Source organism: Patescibacteria group bacterium (assembly GCA_034659915.1).
Lineage (GTDB): Bacteria > Patescibacteriota > WWE3 > JAUXAW01 > JAYEID01 > JAYEID01.
In genome coordinates this window covers 1-19,796 of record JAYEID010000009.1, presented here as the reverse complement: position 1 = coordinate 19,796, position 19,796 = coordinate 1, and the positions used below count along the sequence as shown (strand labels likewise).

Genomic DNA, 19,796 nt, shown 5'->3' with positions numbered 1-19,796 from the left:
ACCTTTTGCCAACCCCCGGAACGCAGCTGCTGGTTCGCTTCGACAATTAGATCCAAAAGAAGTAGCAAAAAGACCCCTCCATATTTTCTTCTATAGACTAGCTAATGCAACAGAGCTAGGTTTTGAAAATCATTCCCAAGCTTTAAACACTTTACCCCAGTGGGGTCTTCGAATAAACAAAAAACATAACAAAAAAATTACCGGAGTTAAGGGTTTACTAGCGTACCACAAGAACATGAATGAAATACGCAATAAGTTAGGCTACGAAATAGACGGAGTTGTCTTTAAAGTTGATAATCTCCAAGAAAGGGAAATCCTAGGAACAAGAACTAATAATCCCCGCTGGGCAATTGCTTATAAATTCGAGCCAAAAAGAAAAACTACTAAACTTAAAAATACTGAATTTCAGGTTGGCAGAACTGGCAGAATTACTCCTGTTGCCTTACTAGAACCCATAGAAATTGGGGGAGTACTTGTTGAAAAAGCCTCTCTGCATAATCAGAGCGAAATTGAGAACAAAGATATTCGACTAGGAGACATGGTACTTATTGAAAGAGCAGGAGATGTTATTCCCCATGTTGTAAAGCCAATAACCGAAGCGCGGGATGGATCAGAAAAGAAAATACAGATGCCAAGTAAATGCCCAGTCTGTAACACAAAAATAATAATGAGCGAGGACAAAAAACAGGCAAGGTGTCCTAACCTTAGCTGCCCCGCTCAACTGCGGGAACGCTTGACTCATTTTGCATCTCGTCAAGCTATGGATATTGAAGGGATAGGAGAAAAAGTTGCAGAACAGTTAATTGAAGAAAATTTGGTCAAAAATATAGCAGACCTCTACAAGCTAACCAAAAAAGACTTAGCTAAGCTAGACCGCTTTGCAGAAAAATCTGCACAAAACCTTGTTTCTGAAATTAGAAAAAGCAAAGAAGCTTCATTACCAAATTTTCTCTATGCACTTGGAATACCTTTAGTTGGTCAGCACAAAGCAGAAGTCCTAGCCAAAAATTTTTCCACGCTTAATGAAATTAAACATGCAACCAAGGATGATCTAGAAAAAATACACGAGATTGGACCAGAAGTAGCAGAAAGTATTAGTAAGTTCTTTTCAAATAAAAAAAACCAAAAAGTCTTAAAGAAGCTAGAAAGTGCTAAAATCAATCTCAACAACCCTTACGCAATAGCAAAGGAACAACCGCTAAAAGGAGATAAATTCGTTTTTACCGGCACATTAGAAGCCTGGACAAGAAATGAAGCGGAAAGGCTGGTAAAAAAGCTAGGGGGAAGAGCTATTAGCTCAGTGAGTGGAGAAACTGACTATTTAGTAAAGGGAAAGAGTCCGGGTAGTAAGCTACAAAAGGCACAGAAAGAAAAAGTAAAAATAATAGACGAAGAGGAGTTCAAAAACTTAGTAAAATAGTACTAGAATGTTACTCCATGCCAAAAGACACACATTTCTCCAAAACTACCCAAGAACTAAAGCTCAAACTCCATCCCATCATAACCAACTAAAACCTCTAAATCATATTTTCTTGCAAGATTTTCTACTCTTTTTCGAGACTCCTTGGTATTTTTGTAAAACCAACTCCCAAAATGAATAAGAAGAACTCGATTAGTAAAATTCTCAAAAAATTTCATTAAATCAGGAATACCCGTATGTCCAAATATTTTCCCAGTTTCCTTGTCGCGTCTAATCATCCCACCCTCGCAAATAAAACTTCCCTCTGTAATAACCAAGTCCAAATTTTCGAAAAGATTCCAGTATTCTTTATTAATCCAAATCATATCTCCAGTATACAAAAGCCTCTTTCCGTTTTTCTCAATAAGATAAGCGACAGATCTAACCTTCTTGCTATGATGGGTAAGGATTGGCGTTATATTGTATTCAAAAACTGTAAATGGTTCAGAAACAACCGTAACCTCAACATTTTCAGAACTTTCCGGAGCATAAATTGGAACATTTACATCAACTTTTTTATCACTCTTCACAAAAAAAGCGTGATCTGGGTGGAGATGGGTAATTAAAATTACACCTAGGTCCTTCTCCAGAAACTCTGGTTCACCTAAATCAAGAAGTATTTCCCCATCCACAAGCAGGCCAGTATGGCGCGAATGATAAGGGAGGGAAGGCTTTATTTCTCCACGTGTTCCAAGAACTTTTACTTTCATTTTTTTACAAATTTCTTACTTTTTCCTAATTGTCTATTAATAAACATAGCATATTATTACAAATAGAAAATTAATAACTATCGTTACCTGAAAGGAGGTGAACAAAAAGATGGCTATTGTTCGACGCAGACCAACCCTAAGTTGGCCCTGGTTTTTCGAAGATTGGGAATTGCCAGAAACTATAGAACAGCAAAATATGGATATCTACGAAACAGAAGATGCGGTAGTTGTAGAAGCTCCGGTACCGGGAATTGAAAAAGAAAACATTGACATAACAATTGAAGAGGGTGTAATAAGGATTAAAGCGGAGAAGGAGGAAAAAACAGAGGAAGAAGAGGAAGGAAAAGAGTACCACGCAAGAAGGTCCAAGAGGTCTTACTATTATCAGGCTGCACTACCATCCCGTGGTGAGTGGGACAATGCTGAGGCTGAAGTAAAAGATGGAATGGTAACAGTACGAGTTCCAAAGGCTGAAGAAGTTAAACCAAAAAAGATTGAGGTAAAGTAATATAAAAACTTGGACTAAACCTAAGAAGAAGTCCCTATCTGGGCTTCTTCTTTTTTATTTTTGTCGCAATTTGATTTCATCTCCTTTTTGAATCCCTACTTTTTTTGCCTCTCCTGCATTTATTTCCAAGACCATATCCACAGGCTCTCTCGGAATAACTGTCTTAAAACTTGAAACACCGTAACGAACCGGCACATTAGGGTCAATACCCACAACTGTTTTATTACGAATCCAAATAAAGTCCAAGGGAAATTTCATAGCTTTCATCCAAAAAGGATAGTGGCGGGGATGTGAAAAAACAAACAACATACCATGACCTTCCGACAATACGTCACGACCAGACAGCCCCTTGGCAGTTAGCAACGGATTATCTGCAATCTCTACCTCAAAGGTAGCATTTCCTACCCTTAAAATTGCTGTGTCATTCCCAGACTTAAACTTAGAAAGAAAAAGGTAACCTAAATTAAAAAAAAGGATAAATGTGACTATCACAGAAATAGTAAAAATCAAAAATTTCATTATTCACAATTTAGCACAAAAATAAATACAGAAGAAAGAAGGGATGTTAAATTTATAATTTTTACGCTCCTTATCTGTCTTATGGTATGGAGCGGGAGACGGGATTCGAACCCGCGACCTTTTGCATGGCAAGCAAACGCTCTACCAACTGAGCTACTCCCGCGCTAAGCGCGGGTAAGTCACGCTGAGCGTGACTCCCGCTTATTTAAATCTAGTCCCGATACTTTATCGGGACTCAATAATAGCAACCCTTCGCATAAAGCTCACGGGTCGCACCCTTCTACTAAACTCGCTCTATCCCGACAAGTCGGGACACTAATAAAATCTAAGCGCATGGTCTCACTAAAATTTTATGGTGGTGGGCGCGCTTAGCGCGCCTCAACCACGCTGAGCGTGGTGGCAAGGGCCGGAATCGAACCGGCATCACCTGTTTTTCAGACAGGCGCCGTGACCAACTTGGCTACCTTGCCTTGGCAATAGTTTACAATAATTTATTAACAGCTAGCAAGAATCTGTTTGTATTACAACCCCTCACTAGGGCTAAGAAGTGCCCCTTATACTCTTTTCTCAATTGGTCAAACTTAAAAATGTTTATACCCTCCAAAGCCTTGGCGAAGGAGGATGGTGGGTGGTAGAGGATTCGTCCCAAAACCACGTGGGGTTTGGGGTAAAGAACCTCTAAGCCCCAAGTTGAAAGTCTGGTGAGCCTGATAGGATTCGAACCTATGACCTCTTGGATGTAAACCAAGCGCTCTAAACCAGCTGAGCTACAGGCTCTTGCTTCTGCAGCTTGCCACGTGGCGAGCGTAGCGAGCTTTACGTGGTGCGCCCGGGAGGATTCGAACCTCCGACACCCGGCTTAAGAGGCCGGTGCTCTGGCCAGCTGAGCTACGGGCGCTCACTTATTTCTGGTTGGTGCCGCAGGGGAGATTTGAACTCCCACGAGTATAAAACTCACAGCGTTCTGAGCACTGCCTGTCTGCCAGTTCCAGCACTGCGGCTTAATACTAAAGCATTTTTTTGCGAATAAGCTACAGCAAGATAATGGCGGAGGGGGCGGGATTCGAACCCGCAAGCCCGTTAAGGGCGACGCCTTAGCAGGGCGCTACCTTGCCGTTCGGTACACCCCTCCATATTCAGTTAAACAGTATACAGTAATCAGTTTTTGCCCCGCTATCCAAAACTCACTACCGCTCGTTTCCAGCGGGGCGTCCCGACTAAAGTTGCTCTTGGCAACTTCGGATGTCGAGATGGTGCCGAGGGCGGGATTCGAACCCGCACGGGCTACGCCCACAGCCCCCTCAAGACTGCGCGTCTGCCAGTTCCGCCACCTCGGCTCAACAATAGAGTTTCAAGCTACACACATTTGGAGCTTTTGCGAAGCAACTTGCCATGAACCCTGTGTGGTTCATAGTTCCGCCACCTCGGCCTGGCTTGCCATGTAGCGAGCATAGCGAGCTTTACGTGGTGCGCCCGGGAGGAGTCGAACCCCCAACCTTGTGGTCCGAAGCCACACGCTCTATCCAGTTGAGCTACGGGCGCAGATCAGCTAAAGCCAACCTTCGTATAAGACTTATAAGCAACACTCCTAGCTCTAGACTCACTTTGTCCCAATAATCACAAGTTCTGGGGTGACCAATCCCGATGCGATCGGGACAACGATCACAAGTTCTGGGGTGACCGACCGGATTTGAACCGGCAACGACCTACTCCACAGGTAGGCGCTCTACCATTGAGCTACGGCCACCACAAAAACTACTTAGTACCCTTGCTACACATATGATTTTACCATAGCACTAGTAAAAAGCGCAATTCTTATTATCACCAGTCTTGACAATAAAACACTCTATGATACATTAGGTTTACACTATGTCAGAACATAAAGTTTATTTTATTCTAATACTTATTCTTCTCTTAGCACTAGGTGGTGCTGTCTACACCCAAGGCTTTTCAAATATCCCTTTTCTACATTCAGAAAAAGCTTCGCAACAAGACCTGGAAACTGCAAAAGAAAAGGCTAGAGAATTTATTCTTAGTAATAATTTAGTACAGGATCCAACAGACTTAAAAATTACTACTATAGAAGAAGAAGGTTCTCTCTACAAAGTAGCACTAACAGTAGGCAGGCAAAGCTTTACATCTTACATGAAAAAGGATTTCTCCATATTTTTCCCAACTGCATTAGATATGAATCAAGTGGAAACTGAAGAAAACCAACAAGAAACAGAAGAAGTTACCCAAGAAATTCCCAAAAGTGAAACTCCCGAAGTTCAGCTGTTCACAATGTCCTACTGCCCATACGGCAATCAAGCTGAAAATATAATGAAACCTGTAGTAGATCTCCTAGGAAACAGTGTTACAGTTGAGCCTCACTATATTTTCTATGATAACTACCAAAGAGGCGGTCCCGAATATTGTATCGACGAGGAGAGCAAGTACTGCTCAATGCACGGGGTCGAAGAAGCTAACCAAAATTTACGGGAGCTCTGTGTTTTTGAAAACCAAAAAGATATGTATTGGGACTTCGTAGACAATGCAAATCAAATGTGCACTGTAGATGATATCGAAACTTGCTGGCAAGATGCTGCTCAAGAGACTGGAGTAAATGTATCCTCAGTCGAGGCCTGTTTCAACCAAAATTACCTTTCCTACGCAGAAGCAGAGCAACAACTTACAGACGATCTGGGTGTTCAAGGATCGCCCACACTAATAATTAACGGTGTTACTTACCAAGGCAACCGCAGCGCAGAAGGATACAAAAATGCTATTTGCAGCGCATTTAACAATCCCCCAGAAGCATGCTCCGAAACTCTTAGTGACACTAGTGCTGCAAGCGGCGGTTGTTAGTAGTATTCAAAGTAATAGCACTGCCAACAATTAGACAACAGGTGACCTCTTTTTTATGGCTAAAGACACTTCCCGCATAAACAAAGCTGTTATTGCTGCTGCTGGATATGGTACTCGTTTTCTTCCCGCAACCAAGAATCAACCCAAAGAGATGCTCCCTATTGTAGATAAACCAATTATTCAATACTTGGTTGAAGATGCCGTCGAGGCTGGTATTGAAAATATTATTATTGTAACCCGGCTTGGACACTCTGCCCTCGAAGACCATTTCGATTCCAATACAGAACTAAAACGAGTACTGGAAGCAGCTGGTAAAGAAAAATACCTAAAAGAAGTCAAGAAAATCCCAATGATGGCTAATTATGTTTATGTTCGCCAAAAAGATAATCTCCCTTATGGTAATGCTAGCCCGCTTCTTGCTGCTAAACATTTAATTGACGATGACGAATCCTTTATTTTTATGTTCGGCGACGATCTAGTTCTCTCAAAAGTCTCCGCCTGCGCCCAGCTAATTAAAATGTGGGAAAAAGATCCTCAATCCAATTTCTTAGCAGTTCAGGAAATTCCAAGGAAAGAAACTAATCGATACGGCATTGTAAAATTAAAAGAAGGATCGGAAAATGAGATAGAGAGTATTATAGAAAAACCCTCTCCGGAAAATGCGCCCTCAACTCTCGCCCAATACGGCAGATTCATATTCAACTACAACATTTTCAATTACTTAAACCCCAAAGGAACTGGGAAGGGAGGCGAGCTTTGGCTTGCAGATGCAATTGCGGACCTAGCAAAAACAGAAAGGGTCAAAATTGCAAATCTGGATGGACAGTGGTTAACAACCGGAGATCCATTACGTTACTTAAAAACCACAATCCTCTATGCTCTAGAACGGGAAGAGTTGTCCCAACCTCTACGCAAATTTCTAAAAAATATTCTTAGCTAAATTGCTTCAGGACACAAAACGCATTCCACTACCCAAGGTGGAATTTACTTGCTTTATTTGATAAACTAGGAGTGGCTAAAAGCGTGCTAGTTATGTTGCTACGGGCTGGTCACCAAGTTCCACCTACGTTCCAATTAGAAGAAACGTCTCGGTGGCCAAGTTTCAAGCAAAAGTCATGTTCCAAAGCTTTTATCAAGGCGCGGTGGCGAAGTTCCCGACAGGTCGGGATAAAGTCACGCCGCTTTTTGGCCCGATAGCCAAGTGGTAAGGCGGGAGTCTGCAAAACTCCTATGCGTCGGTTCGAATCCGACTCGGGCCTCCAATGCAAAAAAGAGGGGTTTTATCCTGTACTCCACCTGGTACGGGGCGCTTCCCTCCCGCGCCTCCATCTTCCTTCGCCAAGCCTGCCTACCGGCAGGCGAGTTCGATTTGACCCTCAACTTTCTTTATGCTAAGTTGAACTTGCCATGAAAATACCTGCCGTAACAAACTTAGGAGAAAGACTTGTCGACTTGGTTTTAGCAAAAATTCCAGAAAAAAGAACCTCCAAATCTGCAACTCCACAATTTTACATTAAAAAAATTGCTTACGTCTTTATCCTACCCCTAATCTTCCTACTGGGAGGGAGTTTGTGCATTATTGTTTTTGCTACTGTGGCCTTAAATAAACCAATACCCATTCCTCTCTCCAAATTTGCACCTTACCGGAAAATAGCGTTTACTTCAGAACCACCGGGAAAAGTTGTACTAGGAAAAAGTATTGTTCGAAAAGAATCCCGACCGCTTATTTTAAAAAAGTATTTAGAAGCCCACCATTCGCCCCTTGCCGATCACGCAGATTATCTAATAGAAGCTGCCAACAAATACGACCTTGATTGGAGACTTCTTCCAGCCATTGCAGGACAAGAATCCACCTTTTGCCGAACAATCCCCGAAGACTCCTACAATTGTTGGGGGTGGGGGGTCCACAGCAGAGGAACCCTAAAGTTCAACACCTGGAAAGAAGCTATCGAAACAGTCGCCAAAGGTCTCCGAGAAAATTACCTTGATCAAGGCTATCAAACACCAGAAAAAATAATGGAAATATACTGCCCCCGATCAGTAACTGAAGCAAACGGAAGTTGGGCAACAGGTGTAAAATACTTTATCTGGGAACTAGAAAATTTTTAACCAACCCAAACTACCCTCCTACATCTCTCTAATTCTCCAATTTCAACCCAAACCATGGTCCAAAAAAGCCGATTTTTAGTTTGACAGAGACCTTATAGTGTGTTAGACTCCCTCGGTAGCTGGAAAGAGGGATATTTTTTAATACTTATCGCCTTTATTACAGCAAATTCCCCCAATTTTCACTGCTTTTTATCTAATTCTGGCTGTCTATAGCATCTTACGCTACATAACAGCTCAAAGGGGAAACCGAGATAACAATGATGGAACTTATTCTCAAGGCTGTTGCTTATGGTACGCTAATTACCCTAACAACAGCTCCCCAAGCTACATTGGGGCAAAACCAAAAAAAGGTTCAGCTTCAAGAAACAGAAACAGCTAAGGATGTAGGAGTAGTTAAGGCTAAGCAGAAGGAGGATATCCGAATTGAAACCTTAGAGGAGTTTCTTGACTCCTACAATTCTCCTATGGCAAGCGAAGCTGAGACTTTTGTCGAAGTTGCTGACAAATATAACCTTGACTGGCGATTCTTGCCTGCTATTACTGGTATGGAATCTATATTTGGTAAACGCGTTGCCAGCAATAGCTATAACCCTTTTGGTTGGGGTGGTGGTTATATTAAATTTAACTCTTGGGAACAAGCTATTAATACAGTTGGTAAAAGCTTAGGAGAGCGAAGTGCAGAAAATAATCGTTATGGTCCAGAAGCTTGGGCACCAATTTACTGTCCGCCTAACGCCCACAATTGGACAACTGGTGTTCGCTATTTTATGGGCGAAATTGAAAAAGAATATTTTGCTAACCTCGCCGAAGCTGGAGGTACTATTGCCGCCGCTCGCTAATAATCCTCTACAAAAGAACCCGCCAAGGGAAAACCTCTTCCGACTGGTCGGGAGAGGTTGAGGAATTGGCGGGAATCTTATTGCAGCAAGCCTAAATAAGCTTTTCCCGTCCCTGCTCCTCCAAATCATTAACAATCTCTTTAATCCTACGCACTTCGTCCCGCCCGCAAACCATAATTGCGTCGTCAGTTGCCACCACAACCACACCTTCCAAACCAGCAGTAGCTATAAATTGATCTTTTGTTGCGTTACAAACCAAAATATCCTTGGAGCCTTTATCAATTACATCGCCCTTTAGAAAATTCTTCTCTGTACCTGCATAGTGTTCCTTATACGCATAGAGTGTGCCAATATCTGACCAACCAAGATCCGCTACTAAAGCCTGCGTCTTACCAAAATCCAAATTTTCCAAAACAGCATTATCAAAACTTATTTTTTCCATGGTGGGGTAAATTTCTTCCAACGTATCCCTATACTCATCCTGTCCCCACTTTCTTGTTATCTTCTTAACCTTCTCATAAATTCCCGGTGTGTGTTTTTTAAACTCACCCAAAATAAACCGAGGGGTAGAAACAAAATACCCCAAATTCCAGGCGTGCCTACCGCTTTCAAAAAATTCCTGCGCTTGGTCCGCGGGTGGTCTGTACTTAAACCCCTTCAACCCAGAAACTGTCACCCCCTCGTCGGCAATTGACCCATCAAGAGTCATCCAACCCAAATTCTCATTTGCAAACCGAGGAACACAACCAAAAAAAAAACAATCTCTACACTCTTTTTCCGTAATTCCTTTTCTACCCTTTTTAACATTTCCCGAAAAAGCTCTTTTTTCTCAACAATATGGTCACTCCAAACAATTGCAAAAGGCTCATCTTCCCCAGCACTCTGTGAAATAATAGCAGCATTAAGAGCCACCGCCGGACCCAAATCACGGAAAGCAGGTTCACCAATTAGATTTTCCTCCGGTAAATCCGAGAGCTGATCTTTAATTTCGTCGAAAAAAGAAAAGGAGGTAGAAATGAGAATATCTTCAGGCTGAACAAAAGGTTGAATACGTTGGTAGGCAAATTGCAAAGTAGATTTGCCATCAAAAATCTGTTGCAGCTGCTTGGGACTTTTACGGCGAGAAAGCGGCCAAAATCTCTTACCCGCACCGCCACAAAAAATAGAAACCTTCATAAAAACATCCTAAATTAAACGCAAATCTTATGCAAGTTTGGTATAATAATCCCTGCAAGCAGGTAAACACCAAATTCAAAATCGCAAATTACAAAAAAAAAAAAAAGCAGTACATTGCAAAAAAACTTAACACTTTAACATTAAGCCGAGGTGGCGGAACTGGCAGACGCGCAGGACTTAGGATCCTGTGGACGCAAGTCCATGCGGGTTCGACTCCCGCCCTCGGCACCACCCTTTGCTCTTAACGAGCTTCGGTCCCGACAGGACGGAACAAAGTGAGGTTAGAAAAAATATTGCTCGGAGCTCTGCCTTGCCGGCAGGCAGTCTTGTCGTAGCAAGTCAACAGCCAACAGCCAATGACTGTATATAATGATTGTATATCGCATACAATATACAGTGCACTGTATACTATATACTGTATACTACATACTATATACTGTATACTGTATACTGTGCACCATGCTTAATTGAGATGGCGAACAAGCGACAGGCGAGAGGAATTACTCACCTGCACATAAATTACCACCCCCAATGCTTATTCTTCGGCTCCCATCCAAAAATCTTAGTAAGTGCCCAACCAGTAGCAAACCCACCAATATGTGCAAAATAGGCTACACCGCCTCCGGACACACCCAAACTACCCAAACCGTGTAAAAATTGAAAAAGTATCCAATACACCAACATAAAACGGGCAGGAACTGTACCACGACTGAAAGTAAAATAAAAAGGAATAAGAATCTCAATTCGAGCGTAAGGATACAGGACCAAATAAGAACCGAGAACGCCGGCAATTGCCCCCGATGCGCCCAACATAGGAATAGAAGTATACGGATCTATAAAGTATTGAAGAAGAAAACCCAGTAATCCACAAACAAAGTAAAATAGCAAAAACTTAAAATGCCCCAAAGTATCCTCAACATTATTACCAAAAATCCAAAGAAAAAGCATATTGCCAAAAACATGTCCTACTCCAGCATGCAAAAACATAGCAGTAAATACAGAATACAAGTTCTCTCCCGCAGAAATCCTGGAAGGTATAAGCGCATACAAACTAAAAAGCGCTTGCAGCTCAGAGTAGGGAAGTAGCAAAGTATAAATAAAAACCAACACATTTACTACTATTAGCGCACGCGTAATATAAGGAGTTGTTGCTGAAGGGTTGTTGTCCCGGATAGGAATCATAGTTAGTTAAACTATATTTTCTTCACTACACAACAATTTTATCAAAGAGACAAAATAATTACTGAATAAGTGATTATTAGCACTTGAGTAAAAGTGTTCCGTACACTAACCTAGAATAGATTTCGAAACATCCCAGCCCTGGACAAGGCACAACTAAACACATTGGCCCAGGGCTGGGAACTTTATCAATTCCTACTTATAGGAACCGAAATCTCACCATCAAGAAACACTTTTTCTTTCCTCCCTAACTTGCTAGTTATCGCCGCACTTAGATACTGGATATTCTCCACCCACCCATTTGGAAAAAATTTTTCCAAAGCAGAAACAGCATCCTCTGGATAAGAGTCACGAATGTGTTTCCAAGTAAGTGTACAAAAAGGGCAGTTCAAATAGGCATACACATATCCCTCATAATCTATTTCATCCATATCCAACAAGCGAACAGCTACATCATGGAATGTCCACCTAGTAACACCGTAAACTTCCTCTAACCATACTCCCCAAAAATTATCACACTCACTATGTAGAGGGCGCACGAACCAACGCTCTAACCACGTCAGCAAGGCTTCTCTTACTTCTTTAAAAGTGGGTGCCAATGTCCTTTTCCAAGTATCTAAGTCGCTGTACCAAAACAAAAGCTCTGTTGAGGAAAGCGGCTTTGGAAATGTAAAAGAGTTAATATTTCCAAAAGTTCTCGCTCCCTTAAGGCTATATCTAGGAGAAAGTTCCGAACATTTCAACACCAAAGTATGGGGGAATCCCACCAATTCACAAAAATCTGAGTAACTCACAAAGTGCAATGTCACTGAAGATCTATACACCGTGCTCTCTCCCTTACTAATCTATACCCCAGCTTCGTTGTGAGACATTTATATTTTACCATTACGCATTAGGTACAAAAGAGGTCAGGCATTAAAGCTACCAACCTTGACCCTATGGAAGCGTTACGGCACAAATAATATTTCAAATTCAAAACTTCTAACTACAAAGCTCTTCACTTTCATATTCTAGATTACCCACACCATATTTCTCTGCCAATTTTATATGTTCAATATTAGCTGGCCCTAAATTTTCCAATTTTGCATCAACTCTTTTCAACAAATTCAGTCCAAAAGAGTCCAGCGCAACAGGATCTTTACCTGCTAACATGTATCCTAAATTGCGCTTAATTCCACCGTGGCGAATCTCCTGAGCATCCACAAGAGTTTCCATCGCATCTACAACAAACAAATCTGTCTTGGCGTAAGCATTTACCTCAGCAATAACCTTAGGCAAAGATTTTAATGGAGAATGAACTTTAAGCCGTTCAAAACGGGCAAGATAACCAAACTGATTTTTAAGAGCACCGGTTAATTTGGTATGTGTATGCTCTTTCAAAACAGGAAGCGAGATTACATAATCAAACTGCAAGGGATATTCAAAAAGAGAAAATGTAAAATCCCGCGGAGAGGTTACCGATTCGCTTTTGGTTTCATAAAGATTTACCAAAGGAACACCAAACCTAACACAAACATCTCTAATTGCTGAACTACTAAAAATTGTTTCAATTTCCGGAGCATTGAATGCAGGTCCGTCTGCAACCACTACTTCTGAAATTTTTAAATTTTTTAATTCTTCTAGAACTATTTCTAAAAGGCGCGGATGTGTTGTAGTGGGATAAGCCTCAGCGGAAACTAAGTTGGGTTTCAACAAAATTCTTCCTGCAGTTAACAAGTCATCAGCAAATATATCAACAACTTTTCTAACAAAATTTTTATAGTAAGTAGTTTTGCACCAATAGACAACTGACATATTTATAACAAGCTTAGCATAATTTGGAAAACGCTATAAAAACAGCCTAGATGTGGAAATCAAAGGGAAAATCACCAAGCACAAAATCGCTGCTGTGCCCAGGAAAAACACGAGTAGAGTAGGGGAGCGTGCTTATCTTTTCCAGAGAATCTTTAAGTTTACTTGCATCGCCCCCCGGAAGGTCTGTCCTACCAACTCCATTTCTAAAAAGCAAATCGCCGGAAAAAAGCAACCCTTGATCTTGTTCATATAAACAAATGCTTTCCGGAGAATGACCAGGAGTATAGATCACTTTTAAAATATAATCACCAATATGAATCCTATCTCCATCAGCTACAATGCGGTTTGCCCTCAAATCAAATTTCTCTTCTAGCTTATGCTTTGCACTTTTATACACTACAAACCGCGCACCTGTCTCTTTTCTAATTTTTTCCACTCCGCGAACATGATCAAAATGAGCATGAGTTGCAACAACCGCCTTTACTGCCTGCTTTGGCAGATTTTCCTTATCCAGAAATGACCCTAGTTTTTCCCAAAGCCCTATCTCAGCATCAATTACCACCAACTCATGGAAATTAACATTACCAAACAAATAACAATTTGTTAACAAAGTTCCAGTTGTAAATTTCTCTAAAATCATACTGCTTTATTTTAACAAAAAAGTCACCAGCAAAGTTAAACCACTATTACTCTTACAAGAAAGAAAGTGGTGTCAACCTCATTAACAACAAGTTTAAGTCCCCCACACTACAACTACAAGATGTTATAAGTTGGTGGAGACGAGTTGAGCATATAGTCTTGTAGTTTGCTAATGTTGGTCTCACTCTAGGATACTCATTTGGTTGGTTTGTACTGCTTTGTGTTAAAATTAAAATAATTATGGAAATGAAAGAAGCAATGCTGTATAAAAAATTAAAAGGCAACAAAGTACAGTGTGAGCTGTGTGCACACCAGTGCTTAATCTCACCCGGAAACAAGGGTATTTGTGCAGTAAGAGAAAACAAGGGGGGTGTGTTATACACAAAAGCATACAACAAAGTAATTGCTACAAACACAGATCCCATCGAAAAGAAACCTCTATTTCACTTTTATCCCGGTACCCAAGCTTACTCCATAGCCACTGCCGGGTGCAATTTTCGCTGTAAGTTTTGCCAAAATTGGCGCATTTCACAGCTTTCAAAACATTGGGAGGGGGAGTTCCCAGGAAAGAACTTGCCACCAGAGTTAATTGTGGAGAACGCTAAAGGCTCAGGCGCAGTTTCTATTGCCTATACCTACACAGAACCAACCATTTTTTTTGAATATGCTTACGACACCGCTAAGCTTGCCCAAAAAGAAGGGCTTAAAAATGTGTTTGTCACTAACGGTTATCAAAGCCCAGAAACAATTGAAAAAATGACTGGTCTAATTGATGCTGCTAACATTGACTTAAAATCATTTAGAGACAGCTACTACCAAGAAGTTTGCGGTGCGCGGCTACAACCCGTACTAGACTCTATCCAACTCATGCACAAAAAAGATATTTGGATTGAATTAACAACACTAGTTGTCCCCGGACAAAACGATTCGGAAAAAGAATTAACAGAAATTGCTGAGTTCATTTCCAGTATAGGCGAAAACATCCCCTGGCATATCTCCAGATTCCATCCCGCAGCCAAAATGGGTAACTCACAACCTACACCAATTGAAACGCTAGAACGAGCTGCAGAAATTGGAAAGGAAGCGGGGCTTAACTTTGTTTATCTTGGCAACATTCCTAACCACAACTTGGAAAATACCTATTGCCCCAATTGCGGGAAGCTTGTAATCTCCCGGCGTGGCTACAGCGCACAAAACTACCTCAAAGACAATAAATGCCCAAACTGCACTACTAAACTTCCAGGAATTTTTATGTAAGCAGAGGAAAATATTACTTTACCTTGACAGCCGCCCATTATTTTGCCAAACTCAACTTAGAGTGAAAAGTAGAATCATTAAATACAGCCTGGTAGCTTTAGCAATTCTTGTTGTTTTATTTTTGATTGTTTTATTGATAGGCTTAAAAACCGAGGAGAAGACGTCCCCAGCCCAACCACCCACTACCGAGAGCACGCTTGATTCACGTCTAGAAACAGCTTCAACACCTCAAGCAGAAGAAGCTATTGGCTCACAAAGCTACCAATCAACTGAAACACCCAACAAATCCGAGAACGGAAGCATTTCTGACCGGCTAATAATTAAAACTGGAGACCTTTCTCTCTTAGTGAAAGATACAGCCGAAGCTGTAGAAAAAGTAAAGGAATTAACCCAGGAAAAAGACGGCTTTGTGCTCTCAGCTCGAACTTACTTTACAGACGAAAAAGAGCAACACCTTAAGGGAATGATCAAAATAAAAGTACCCAGCAGTGTTTTTGAAGAGTCTATTAGGGAACTGAAAGAATTGGCTATAAAAGTAACCAGCGAACAAATACAAGGGGAGGATATTACCGAAGAATACACAGACTTAGAAAGCCGTCTACGCAACTTAGAAGCAGCAGAAGAGCAATTACTAGAGTTAATGGGAAGATCAGGAGATGTCAGCGATGTCTTAGAAGTACAAAGAGAGCTAACCCAAATCCGCCAGCAAATTGAAACTATAAAAGGGCGAATGGAGTATTTAGAAGAAAGTGCTGAAATGTCCACTATTACCGTTCACATTGCCACCCAAGAATCTGAACTACCAATAGTAGAAGAGGCTTGGAAACCAATACAAGTTGCCAAAAACGCACTTAGAAGCACTGTAACATTCTGGCAAAATGTTGGATCTGCCTTCATCTGGTTACTAGTATTTGGAGCACCCCTAGCCGCGTTAGCAGGAATAGGATTTCTCCTCCGAAACATTCTATTAAAAAGAAAGAAGGAAAAATAAAGCCTCAGTGGTTAGGAATAACCACTAAAGCTTAGCTAGCTAGTCCACACTTGCCCCCCTTACTTAACCCCAAACTCATCCAAATAGTATCATATCCGATAGAAGTAGCAATAGTTGCTCAATTTCTTAATTTTTTAGACTGCATTATTGATACCTATCAAAAAAGATGATAAAATTGGGCTTGTAAATGAATATTGAAAAAGAAAATTTAGAAGATGGTAAGGTCAAACTTACTATTACTGTAGAAGCAGAACAAGTCAAAAAAGCTTTCCAAACAGCTTTAAAACAACTGGGGAAAGATCTTGAAATTGAAGGATTTAGAAAGGGGAAGGCGCCTTTAAAAAAAGTGCGTCAGCACGTAGACCAAGGAAAACTAAACGGAAAAGTCATTAATCTGCTTGTTCCCCAAGCATATATGAATGCTATTAAACAAGAGGAACTTAAACCAGCAACAAATCCTAAAATTGAAATAAAAAAGTTTGCAGAAGGAAACGAATTAGTCTTTGAAGCACTTATCTGTGAAATGCCTAAAGTAGATCTTGGAAATTGGAAAGAAGTAGTAAAAAAACTAGCAAGTGCACCAAAGATTGAAACTGCAGCAACCTTAACCGAAGCTGAGTCTAAGGCAGACCAAGAAGATACTGGTAAAAAAGAAGAATTATCTGCCCAAGATATCCTTAATGCAATCCGGAAGAAAACAAAAATCAAGATCCCCAACATGATAATTGAAAACGAGGTAACCCGAATGCTAAGCCAGCTGTACGACCAGCTAGATTCGCTTGGTCTTTCACCAGAAGAGTACCTTGACAACAGGGGAAAGACAAAGGAAGAGCTTAAAGATGAATACCAAAAACTAGCAACAAAGACTTTAGAAAACGAATTTATTCTAAATGAAATTATTAAAGAACTTGGTATTCAAGCAGAAGAAAAAGAAATTCAGGAAGCAATTGACTCCATACCAGATGAAAAGGCAAAAGGAGAAATGGATACGCCTGCAAACAGAGCTTATATCAAATCTGTTCTAAAAAAGAACAAGGCAATTGAAAAGCTCCTTGAAATTGCCAGGGTCAAGAGCTAAAACTAACTTTTTCTTTCAATAATAAAAATTTGTTGTTTAAAATTTATAATTTGTTATTTGCAACTTAACCCTTTATGTATTTACCAATGGTTGTTGAAAAATCAGGAGGAAGCGAAAGAGCCTACGACATCTACTCGCGCCTTCTTAAAGAACGGATCGTATTTGTAGCTGGTCCTATAAATACAGCCAATGCCAATACAATTATTGCCCAGCTTTTATATCTTCAAAGTGTTGATCCAAAAAAGGATATAAAAATGTATATTAATTCGCCGGGAGGCTCTGCCTATGCAGGAATGGCAATTTACGACACCATGAGAACTTTAAAACCTGATGTCCAGACTATTGCAGTAGGAACAGCAGCATCAGCAGCAACCTTGCTTCTCGCTGCAGGAACAGAAGGAAAAAGGTTCTCTCTTCCACACTCCATTATTCATATCCACCAACCCTTGGGTGAAGCTAGGGGACAGGCTACCGACATCCAAATTGATGCCAAAGAAATTCTGCGACTAAAAGAGCTTTACGCAAAAAAAATAGCAGAACACACAGGAAAATCAGAAGATAAAATTAACGAGGATTTCGATCGTGACTTCTACATGACAGCAAAAGAAGCTAAGGATTATGGTATTATAGATAAAGTACTTTAGCAGACTAAAGAAATTACAAATTCCAAAATCCAAATTTCAAATGTTTGGAACTTGGTGCTTGGAATTTAGGATTTACCCACCGGGGGTGGTTAGCTCAGCTGGTCTAGAGCGTCTGCTTGACGTGCAGAAGGTCAGAGGTTCGAATCCTCTACCACCCACCAGATTTCTACCCCTTTTCCAAAGCCAAAACAAAGCAACCTTACAACTAGATAGTAAAGAGTAGCGAAACACTATTTAAGCCTCTATGAATTTGATATTCTAATCTTATGGAAAAAGAAAAAGCAAATATAATTAAAATAATTACACTAAGCATACCTATAGCAATCTTTGCGTACTTTTTAGGTACCTTAACAGTAAAACTTTCAACAACACCCCAATACATTTTCTTACTACTAACCAACCCACTAGAAATAGCTAAACTGTTCTTCTGCTTACTACTTCTCAGTGCTTTCAGCATTCCTGCTCTCAGCATCTCCTATAAAAATCGAAATAATCTCTACCTAAGTTTGGGAATTATTGTAACTGGATTTGCATTACCACAACTGAGCCTAAGCTCACAATCAATAATCTTACTTACTTTATCAAGCTCACTGTTTCTTGGTGCTCTCTTGTTACTGCAATATAACCTTCACGGAAAAATAGAAAACACAGTTAAGATTAGGAAAGGGTTCAGATTCCAACCGCAAATAAGACAGTTCTACCTTCTAATTGCTTTAATTATCTCTCTATCATTTGCAATCATCCACACTCTAAACCTGCAAAAAAATGCTACTACCATTGAGGTCCCAGAAAAAATGCTTGGTGAGCGCTTTGAGTCCCAGCTTGGAATTCAAGATCAAAAAGAGATTTTGGAGTTTTTGAGGCAAGAATCCATGGAATCTCTTAGCGAAGGCAGTACCCGCCAGGAACTGGGATTTAGCCCAGAAAAACTAAAGCTGGAAGAAATAAAAATTACTGAAGAGGGCAACCTAGACCTATCAAAAGCACTCCCAGATGCTACCGAACCTCTCCAAAGAAAAATAGAGGCAGAGCTAGCAAAACACCAACAAAAAATAGTTTTTTTCCTTGCAGCTTTACTTTTCTTGATTATCCACTTCTTAAGCCGCTTTGCCCTAATTTTTTCACCAATCCTGACTTCGTTATTACTAGCTTTCCTTAGAAAAACAAAGCTTATCCAAATTGCTACCAAACAAGTAGAATCAGAATATTTTATTCTTTAAAGCAAACCGCTCTTACTCTTTAAATCAACTCCACACAAAATTCGATACATAAGAGTAAAAGAAGGAAAAGTCCTAATCCCGAAGCGGAACTCCAAAAATAGTACGGTGAAGTGAAAACCCAGCAATGTGAACTAGGTATTCTTGAAAAAGCTTTATAACAATCAAAAACGCACTAACCCATAAAATTGCGGGATAATTAAGCAGATGCGAAAGCTGAGGAAGAGTCTCTACAGCTACATAAAAAACAAAAAAGTTTTCAAAAATATTTGGAAAAAGCAAAAAGACTCGACGATCCTTTGAAAGGAGAAAAGCAATCATCCCAATCAACCGAATCGAAAACAAAATGGCAAAAATAAACCAATAAGGTGTAAAAAGTGAGTAGATAAAGGCAAAAAGATACCAGTAAAAATCCAGACTTTTGTCCAAAACTTGGTACAAATCACTATTAGTAGAGTTCGTAGCTAACCGAAAAAACTCCACATCGAAAGCATCCAAAACAACTGAGCCAACAGTAACTGCAAACGGATAACGCCAAAGAAAACAGGGAAGCACTAAGCGAACAGCACAACTAACTAAATAAATTGTACTTCTAAACGAAAAAATCACCAACCAAAGGTTAACAAAAACAAGAGAATCTCTGCAAGCTCTTAATCTAACAAAAAAGCACCCTCAACATACAATATACAATATACAGTATACAGTATACAATATACAATATACAGTATACAATATATTATATATTATATATTACACAGTGCACATTTCTACACATTTACGAACCTACAACATTTACGAACCTACACCTATACGAACCCACCCCCATTTTT

At 40.4% G+C, this 19,796-nt stretch carries 20 protein-coding genes and 12 tRNA genes; 14 read left to right on the top strand and 18 right to left on the bottom strand.

All coding sequences use genetic code 11. The features are described from left to right. The coding region (gene ligA / locus U9M98_01105) for an NAD-dependent DNA ligase LigA (protein ID MEA2020306.1) at window positions 1-1,420 on the top strand (1,420 nt) is incomplete at its 5' end. 56 nt (window positions 1,421-1,476) lie between these two features. Here ligA and U9M98_01100 read toward each other — a convergent pair. Then, window positions 1,477-2,169 carry an MBL fold metallo-hydrolase gene (locus U9M98_01100; protein MEA2020305.1) on the bottom strand — a complete coding sequence of 231 codons (693 nt, stop codon included), beginning with the start codon at window positions 2,167-2,169 and terminating at the stop codon, window positions 1,477-1,479. 109 nt (window positions 2,170-2,278) lie between these two features. On the opposite strand from U9M98_01100, the gene U9M98_01095 reads away from it, so the two are divergent. Further along, window positions 2,279-2,677: an Hsp20/alpha crystallin family protein gene (locus tag U9M98_01095; GenBank protein ID MEA2020304.1), complete on the top strand. Its 399-nt coding sequence runs from the start codon at window positions 2,279-2,281 to the stop codon at window positions 2,675-2,677. A 54-nt stretch (window positions 2,678-2,731) separates the two neighbouring features. Here U9M98_01095 and U9M98_01090 read toward each other — a convergent pair whose 3' ends face one another. From U9M98_01090 to U9M98_01045, 10 genes are all read right to left on the bottom strand, one after another. Beyond that, window positions 2,732-3,196: a DUF192 domain-containing protein gene (locus U9M98_01090; GenBank protein ID MEA2020303.1), complete on the bottom strand. Its 465-nt coding sequence runs from the start codon at window positions 3,194-3,196 to the stop codon at window positions 2,732-2,734. Window positions 3,197-3,283: 87 nt separating this feature from the next. Then, window positions 3,284-3,359: transfer RNA gene (locus tag U9M98_01085), tRNA-Gly, on the bottom strand. A 231-nt stretch (window positions 3,360-3,590) separates the two neighbouring features. Then, window positions 3,591-3,666: transfer RNA gene (locus tag U9M98_01080), tRNA-Phe, on the bottom strand. Between the two features lie 229 nt (window positions 3,667-3,895). Next, window positions 3,896-3,973: transfer RNA gene (locus U9M98_01075), tRNA-Val, on the bottom strand. A gap of 44 nt (window positions 3,974-4,017) precedes the next feature. Further along, window positions 4,018-4,094: transfer RNA gene (locus U9M98_01070), tRNA-Lys, on the bottom strand. A gap of 15 nt (window positions 4,095-4,109) precedes the next feature. Next, a tRNA-Leu gene (locus tag U9M98_01065) sits at window positions 4,110-4,197 on the bottom strand. A gap of 44 nt (window positions 4,198-4,241) precedes the next feature. After that, window positions 4,242-4,328 (bottom strand) — tRNA-Ser (locus U9M98_01060). 119 nt (window positions 4,329-4,447) lie between these two features. Then, window positions 4,448-4,533: transfer RNA gene (locus tag U9M98_01055), tRNA-Leu, on the bottom strand. A 128-nt stretch (window positions 4,534-4,661) separates the two neighbouring features. Continuing rightward, window positions 4,662-4,738: transfer RNA gene (locus U9M98_01050), tRNA-Arg, on the bottom strand. Between the two features lie 130 nt (window positions 4,739-4,868). After that, window positions 4,869-4,943 (bottom strand) — tRNA-His (locus U9M98_01045). A gap of 122 nt (window positions 4,944-5,065) precedes the next feature. Between U9M98_01045 and U9M98_01040 the strand changes: the two genes are divergently transcribed. The 5 genes from U9M98_01040 to U9M98_01020 all read left to right on the top strand — a co-directional run bounded on the left by U9M98_01040 (window position 5,066) and on the right by U9M98_01020 (window position 8,991). Further along, window positions 5,066-6,043 (top strand): thioredoxin domain-containing protein, encoded by a 978-nt coding sequence (locus U9M98_01040; protein ID MEA2020302.1) that lies wholly within the window; start codon window positions 5,066-5,068, stop codon window positions 6,041-6,043. A gap of 55 nt (window positions 6,044-6,098) precedes the next feature. Beyond that, window positions 6,099-6,983 (top strand): UTP--glucose-1-phosphate uridylyltransferase, encoded by an 885-nt coding sequence (locus U9M98_01035; GenBank protein ID MEA2020301.1) that lies wholly within the window; start codon window positions 6,099-6,101, stop codon window positions 6,981-6,983. 247 nt (window positions 6,984-7,230) lie between these two features. Continuing rightward, window positions 7,231-7,305: transfer RNA gene (locus U9M98_01030), tRNA-Cys, on the top strand. A gap of 145 nt (window positions 7,306-7,450) precedes the next feature. Next, window positions 7,451-8,152: a hypothetical protein gene (locus tag U9M98_01025; GenBank protein MEA2020300.1), complete on the top strand. Its 702-nt coding sequence runs from the start codon at window positions 7,451-7,453 to the stop codon at window positions 8,150-8,152. 257 nt (window positions 8,153-8,409) lie between these two features. Then, a complete protein-coding gene (locus U9M98_01020; protein MEA2020299.1) occupies window positions 8,410-8,991 on the top strand; it encodes a hypothetical protein in 582 nt (193 codons plus the stop codon). A gap of 91 nt (window positions 8,992-9,082) precedes the next feature. Here the strand turns inward: U9M98_01020 and U9M98_01015 are convergent, their stop codons facing one another. Next, the gene (locus U9M98_01015; protein MEA2020298.1) at window positions 9,083-9,700 is read right to left on the bottom strand and encodes a sugar phosphate nucleotidyltransferase; all 618 of its coding nucleotides are present in this window, start codon (window positions 9,698-9,700) and stop codon (window positions 9,083-9,085) included. Further along, complete coding sequence (locus U9M98_01010; protein ID MEA2020297.1) at window positions 9,697-10,167, bottom strand: sugar phosphate nucleotidyltransferase; 471 nt, start codon at window positions 10,165-10,167, stop codon at window positions 9,697-9,699. The genes U9M98_01015 and U9M98_01010 overlap by 4 nt, the downstream gene beginning before the upstream one ends. Before the next feature lie 144 nt (window positions 10,168-10,311). Between U9M98_01010 and U9M98_01005 the strand changes: the two genes are divergently transcribed. After that, window positions 10,312-10,398: transfer RNA gene (locus tag U9M98_01005), tRNA-Leu, on the top strand. Between the two features lie 288 nt (window positions 10,399-10,686). On the opposite strand, the gene U9M98_01000 is transcribed toward U9M98_01005, so the two are convergent. The 4 genes from U9M98_01000 to U9M98_00985 all read right to left on the bottom strand — a co-directional run bounded on the left by U9M98_01000 (window position 10,687) and on the right by U9M98_00985 (window position 13,780). Next, window positions 10,687-11,349 (bottom strand): rhomboid family intramembrane serine protease, encoded by a 663-nt coding sequence (locus U9M98_01000; GenBank protein MEA2020296.1) that lies wholly within the window; start codon window positions 11,347-11,349, stop codon window positions 10,687-10,689. A gap of 185 nt (window positions 11,350-11,534) precedes the next feature. Further along, window positions 11,535-12,140, bottom strand: a complete 606-nt coding sequence (locus U9M98_00995; protein ID MEA2020295.1) for a hypothetical protein — start codon at window positions 12,138-12,140, stop codon at window positions 11,535-11,537. A 187-nt stretch (window positions 12,141-12,327) separates the two neighbouring features. Continuing rightward, window positions 12,328-13,140: a DUF362 domain-containing protein gene (locus tag U9M98_00990; protein MEA2020294.1), complete on the bottom strand. Its 813-nt coding sequence runs from the start codon at window positions 13,138-13,140 to the stop codon at window positions 12,328-12,330. Window positions 13,141-13,186: 46 nt separating this feature from the next. Beyond that, entirely contained in the window at window positions 13,187-13,780 is a 594-nt protein-coding gene (locus U9M98_00985) for an MBL fold metallo-hydrolase (GenBank protein MEA2020293.1), read from the bottom strand. A gap of 239 nt (window positions 13,781-14,019) precedes the next feature. Here U9M98_00985 and amrS point away from each other — a divergent pair, with 239 nt between their 5' ends. The 6 genes from amrS to U9M98_00955 all read left to right on the top strand — a co-directional run bounded on the left by amrS (window position 14,020) and on the right by U9M98_00955 (window position 18,969). After that, window positions 14,020-15,036 (top strand): AmmeMemoRadiSam system radical SAM enzyme, encoded by a 1,017-nt coding sequence (amrS, locus tag U9M98_00980; protein ID MEA2020292.1) that lies wholly within the window; start codon window positions 14,020-14,022, stop codon window positions 15,034-15,036. 61 nt (window positions 15,037-15,097) lie between these two features. After that, a complete protein-coding gene (locus tag U9M98_00975; GenBank protein ID MEA2020291.1) occupies window positions 15,098-16,027 on the top strand; it encodes a DUF4349 domain-containing protein in 930 nt (309 codons plus the stop codon). A gap of 187 nt (window positions 16,028-16,214) precedes the next feature. Beyond that, a complete protein-coding gene (locus tag U9M98_00970; protein MEA2020290.1) occupies window positions 16,215-17,105 on the top strand; it encodes a trigger factor in 891 nt (296 codons plus the stop codon). A gap of 74 nt (window positions 17,106-17,179) precedes the next feature. Then, the gene (locus tag U9M98_00965; GenBank protein ID MEA2020289.1) at window positions 17,180-17,749 is read left to right on the top strand and encodes an ATP-dependent Clp protease proteolytic subunit; all 570 of its coding nucleotides are present in this window, start codon (window positions 17,180-17,182) and stop codon (window positions 17,747-17,749) included. Between the two features lie 83 nt (window positions 17,750-17,832). After that, a tRNA-Val gene (locus tag U9M98_00960) sits at window positions 17,833-17,910 on the top strand. A gap of 105 nt (window positions 17,911-18,015) precedes the next feature. After that, the gene (locus U9M98_00955; GenBank protein MEA2020288.1) at window positions 18,016-18,969 is read left to right on the top strand and encodes a hypothetical protein; all 954 of its coding nucleotides are present in this window, start codon (window positions 18,016-18,018) and stop codon (window positions 18,967-18,969) included. 72 nt (window positions 18,970-19,041) lie between these two features. Here U9M98_00955 and U9M98_00950 read toward each other — a convergent pair whose 3' ends face one another. Continuing rightward, window positions 19,042-19,521, bottom strand: a complete 480-nt coding sequence (locus tag U9M98_00950; protein ID MEA2020287.1) for a hypothetical protein — start codon at window positions 19,519-19,521, stop codon at window positions 19,042-19,044. Window positions 19,522-19,796 lie beyond the last annotated feature (275 nt).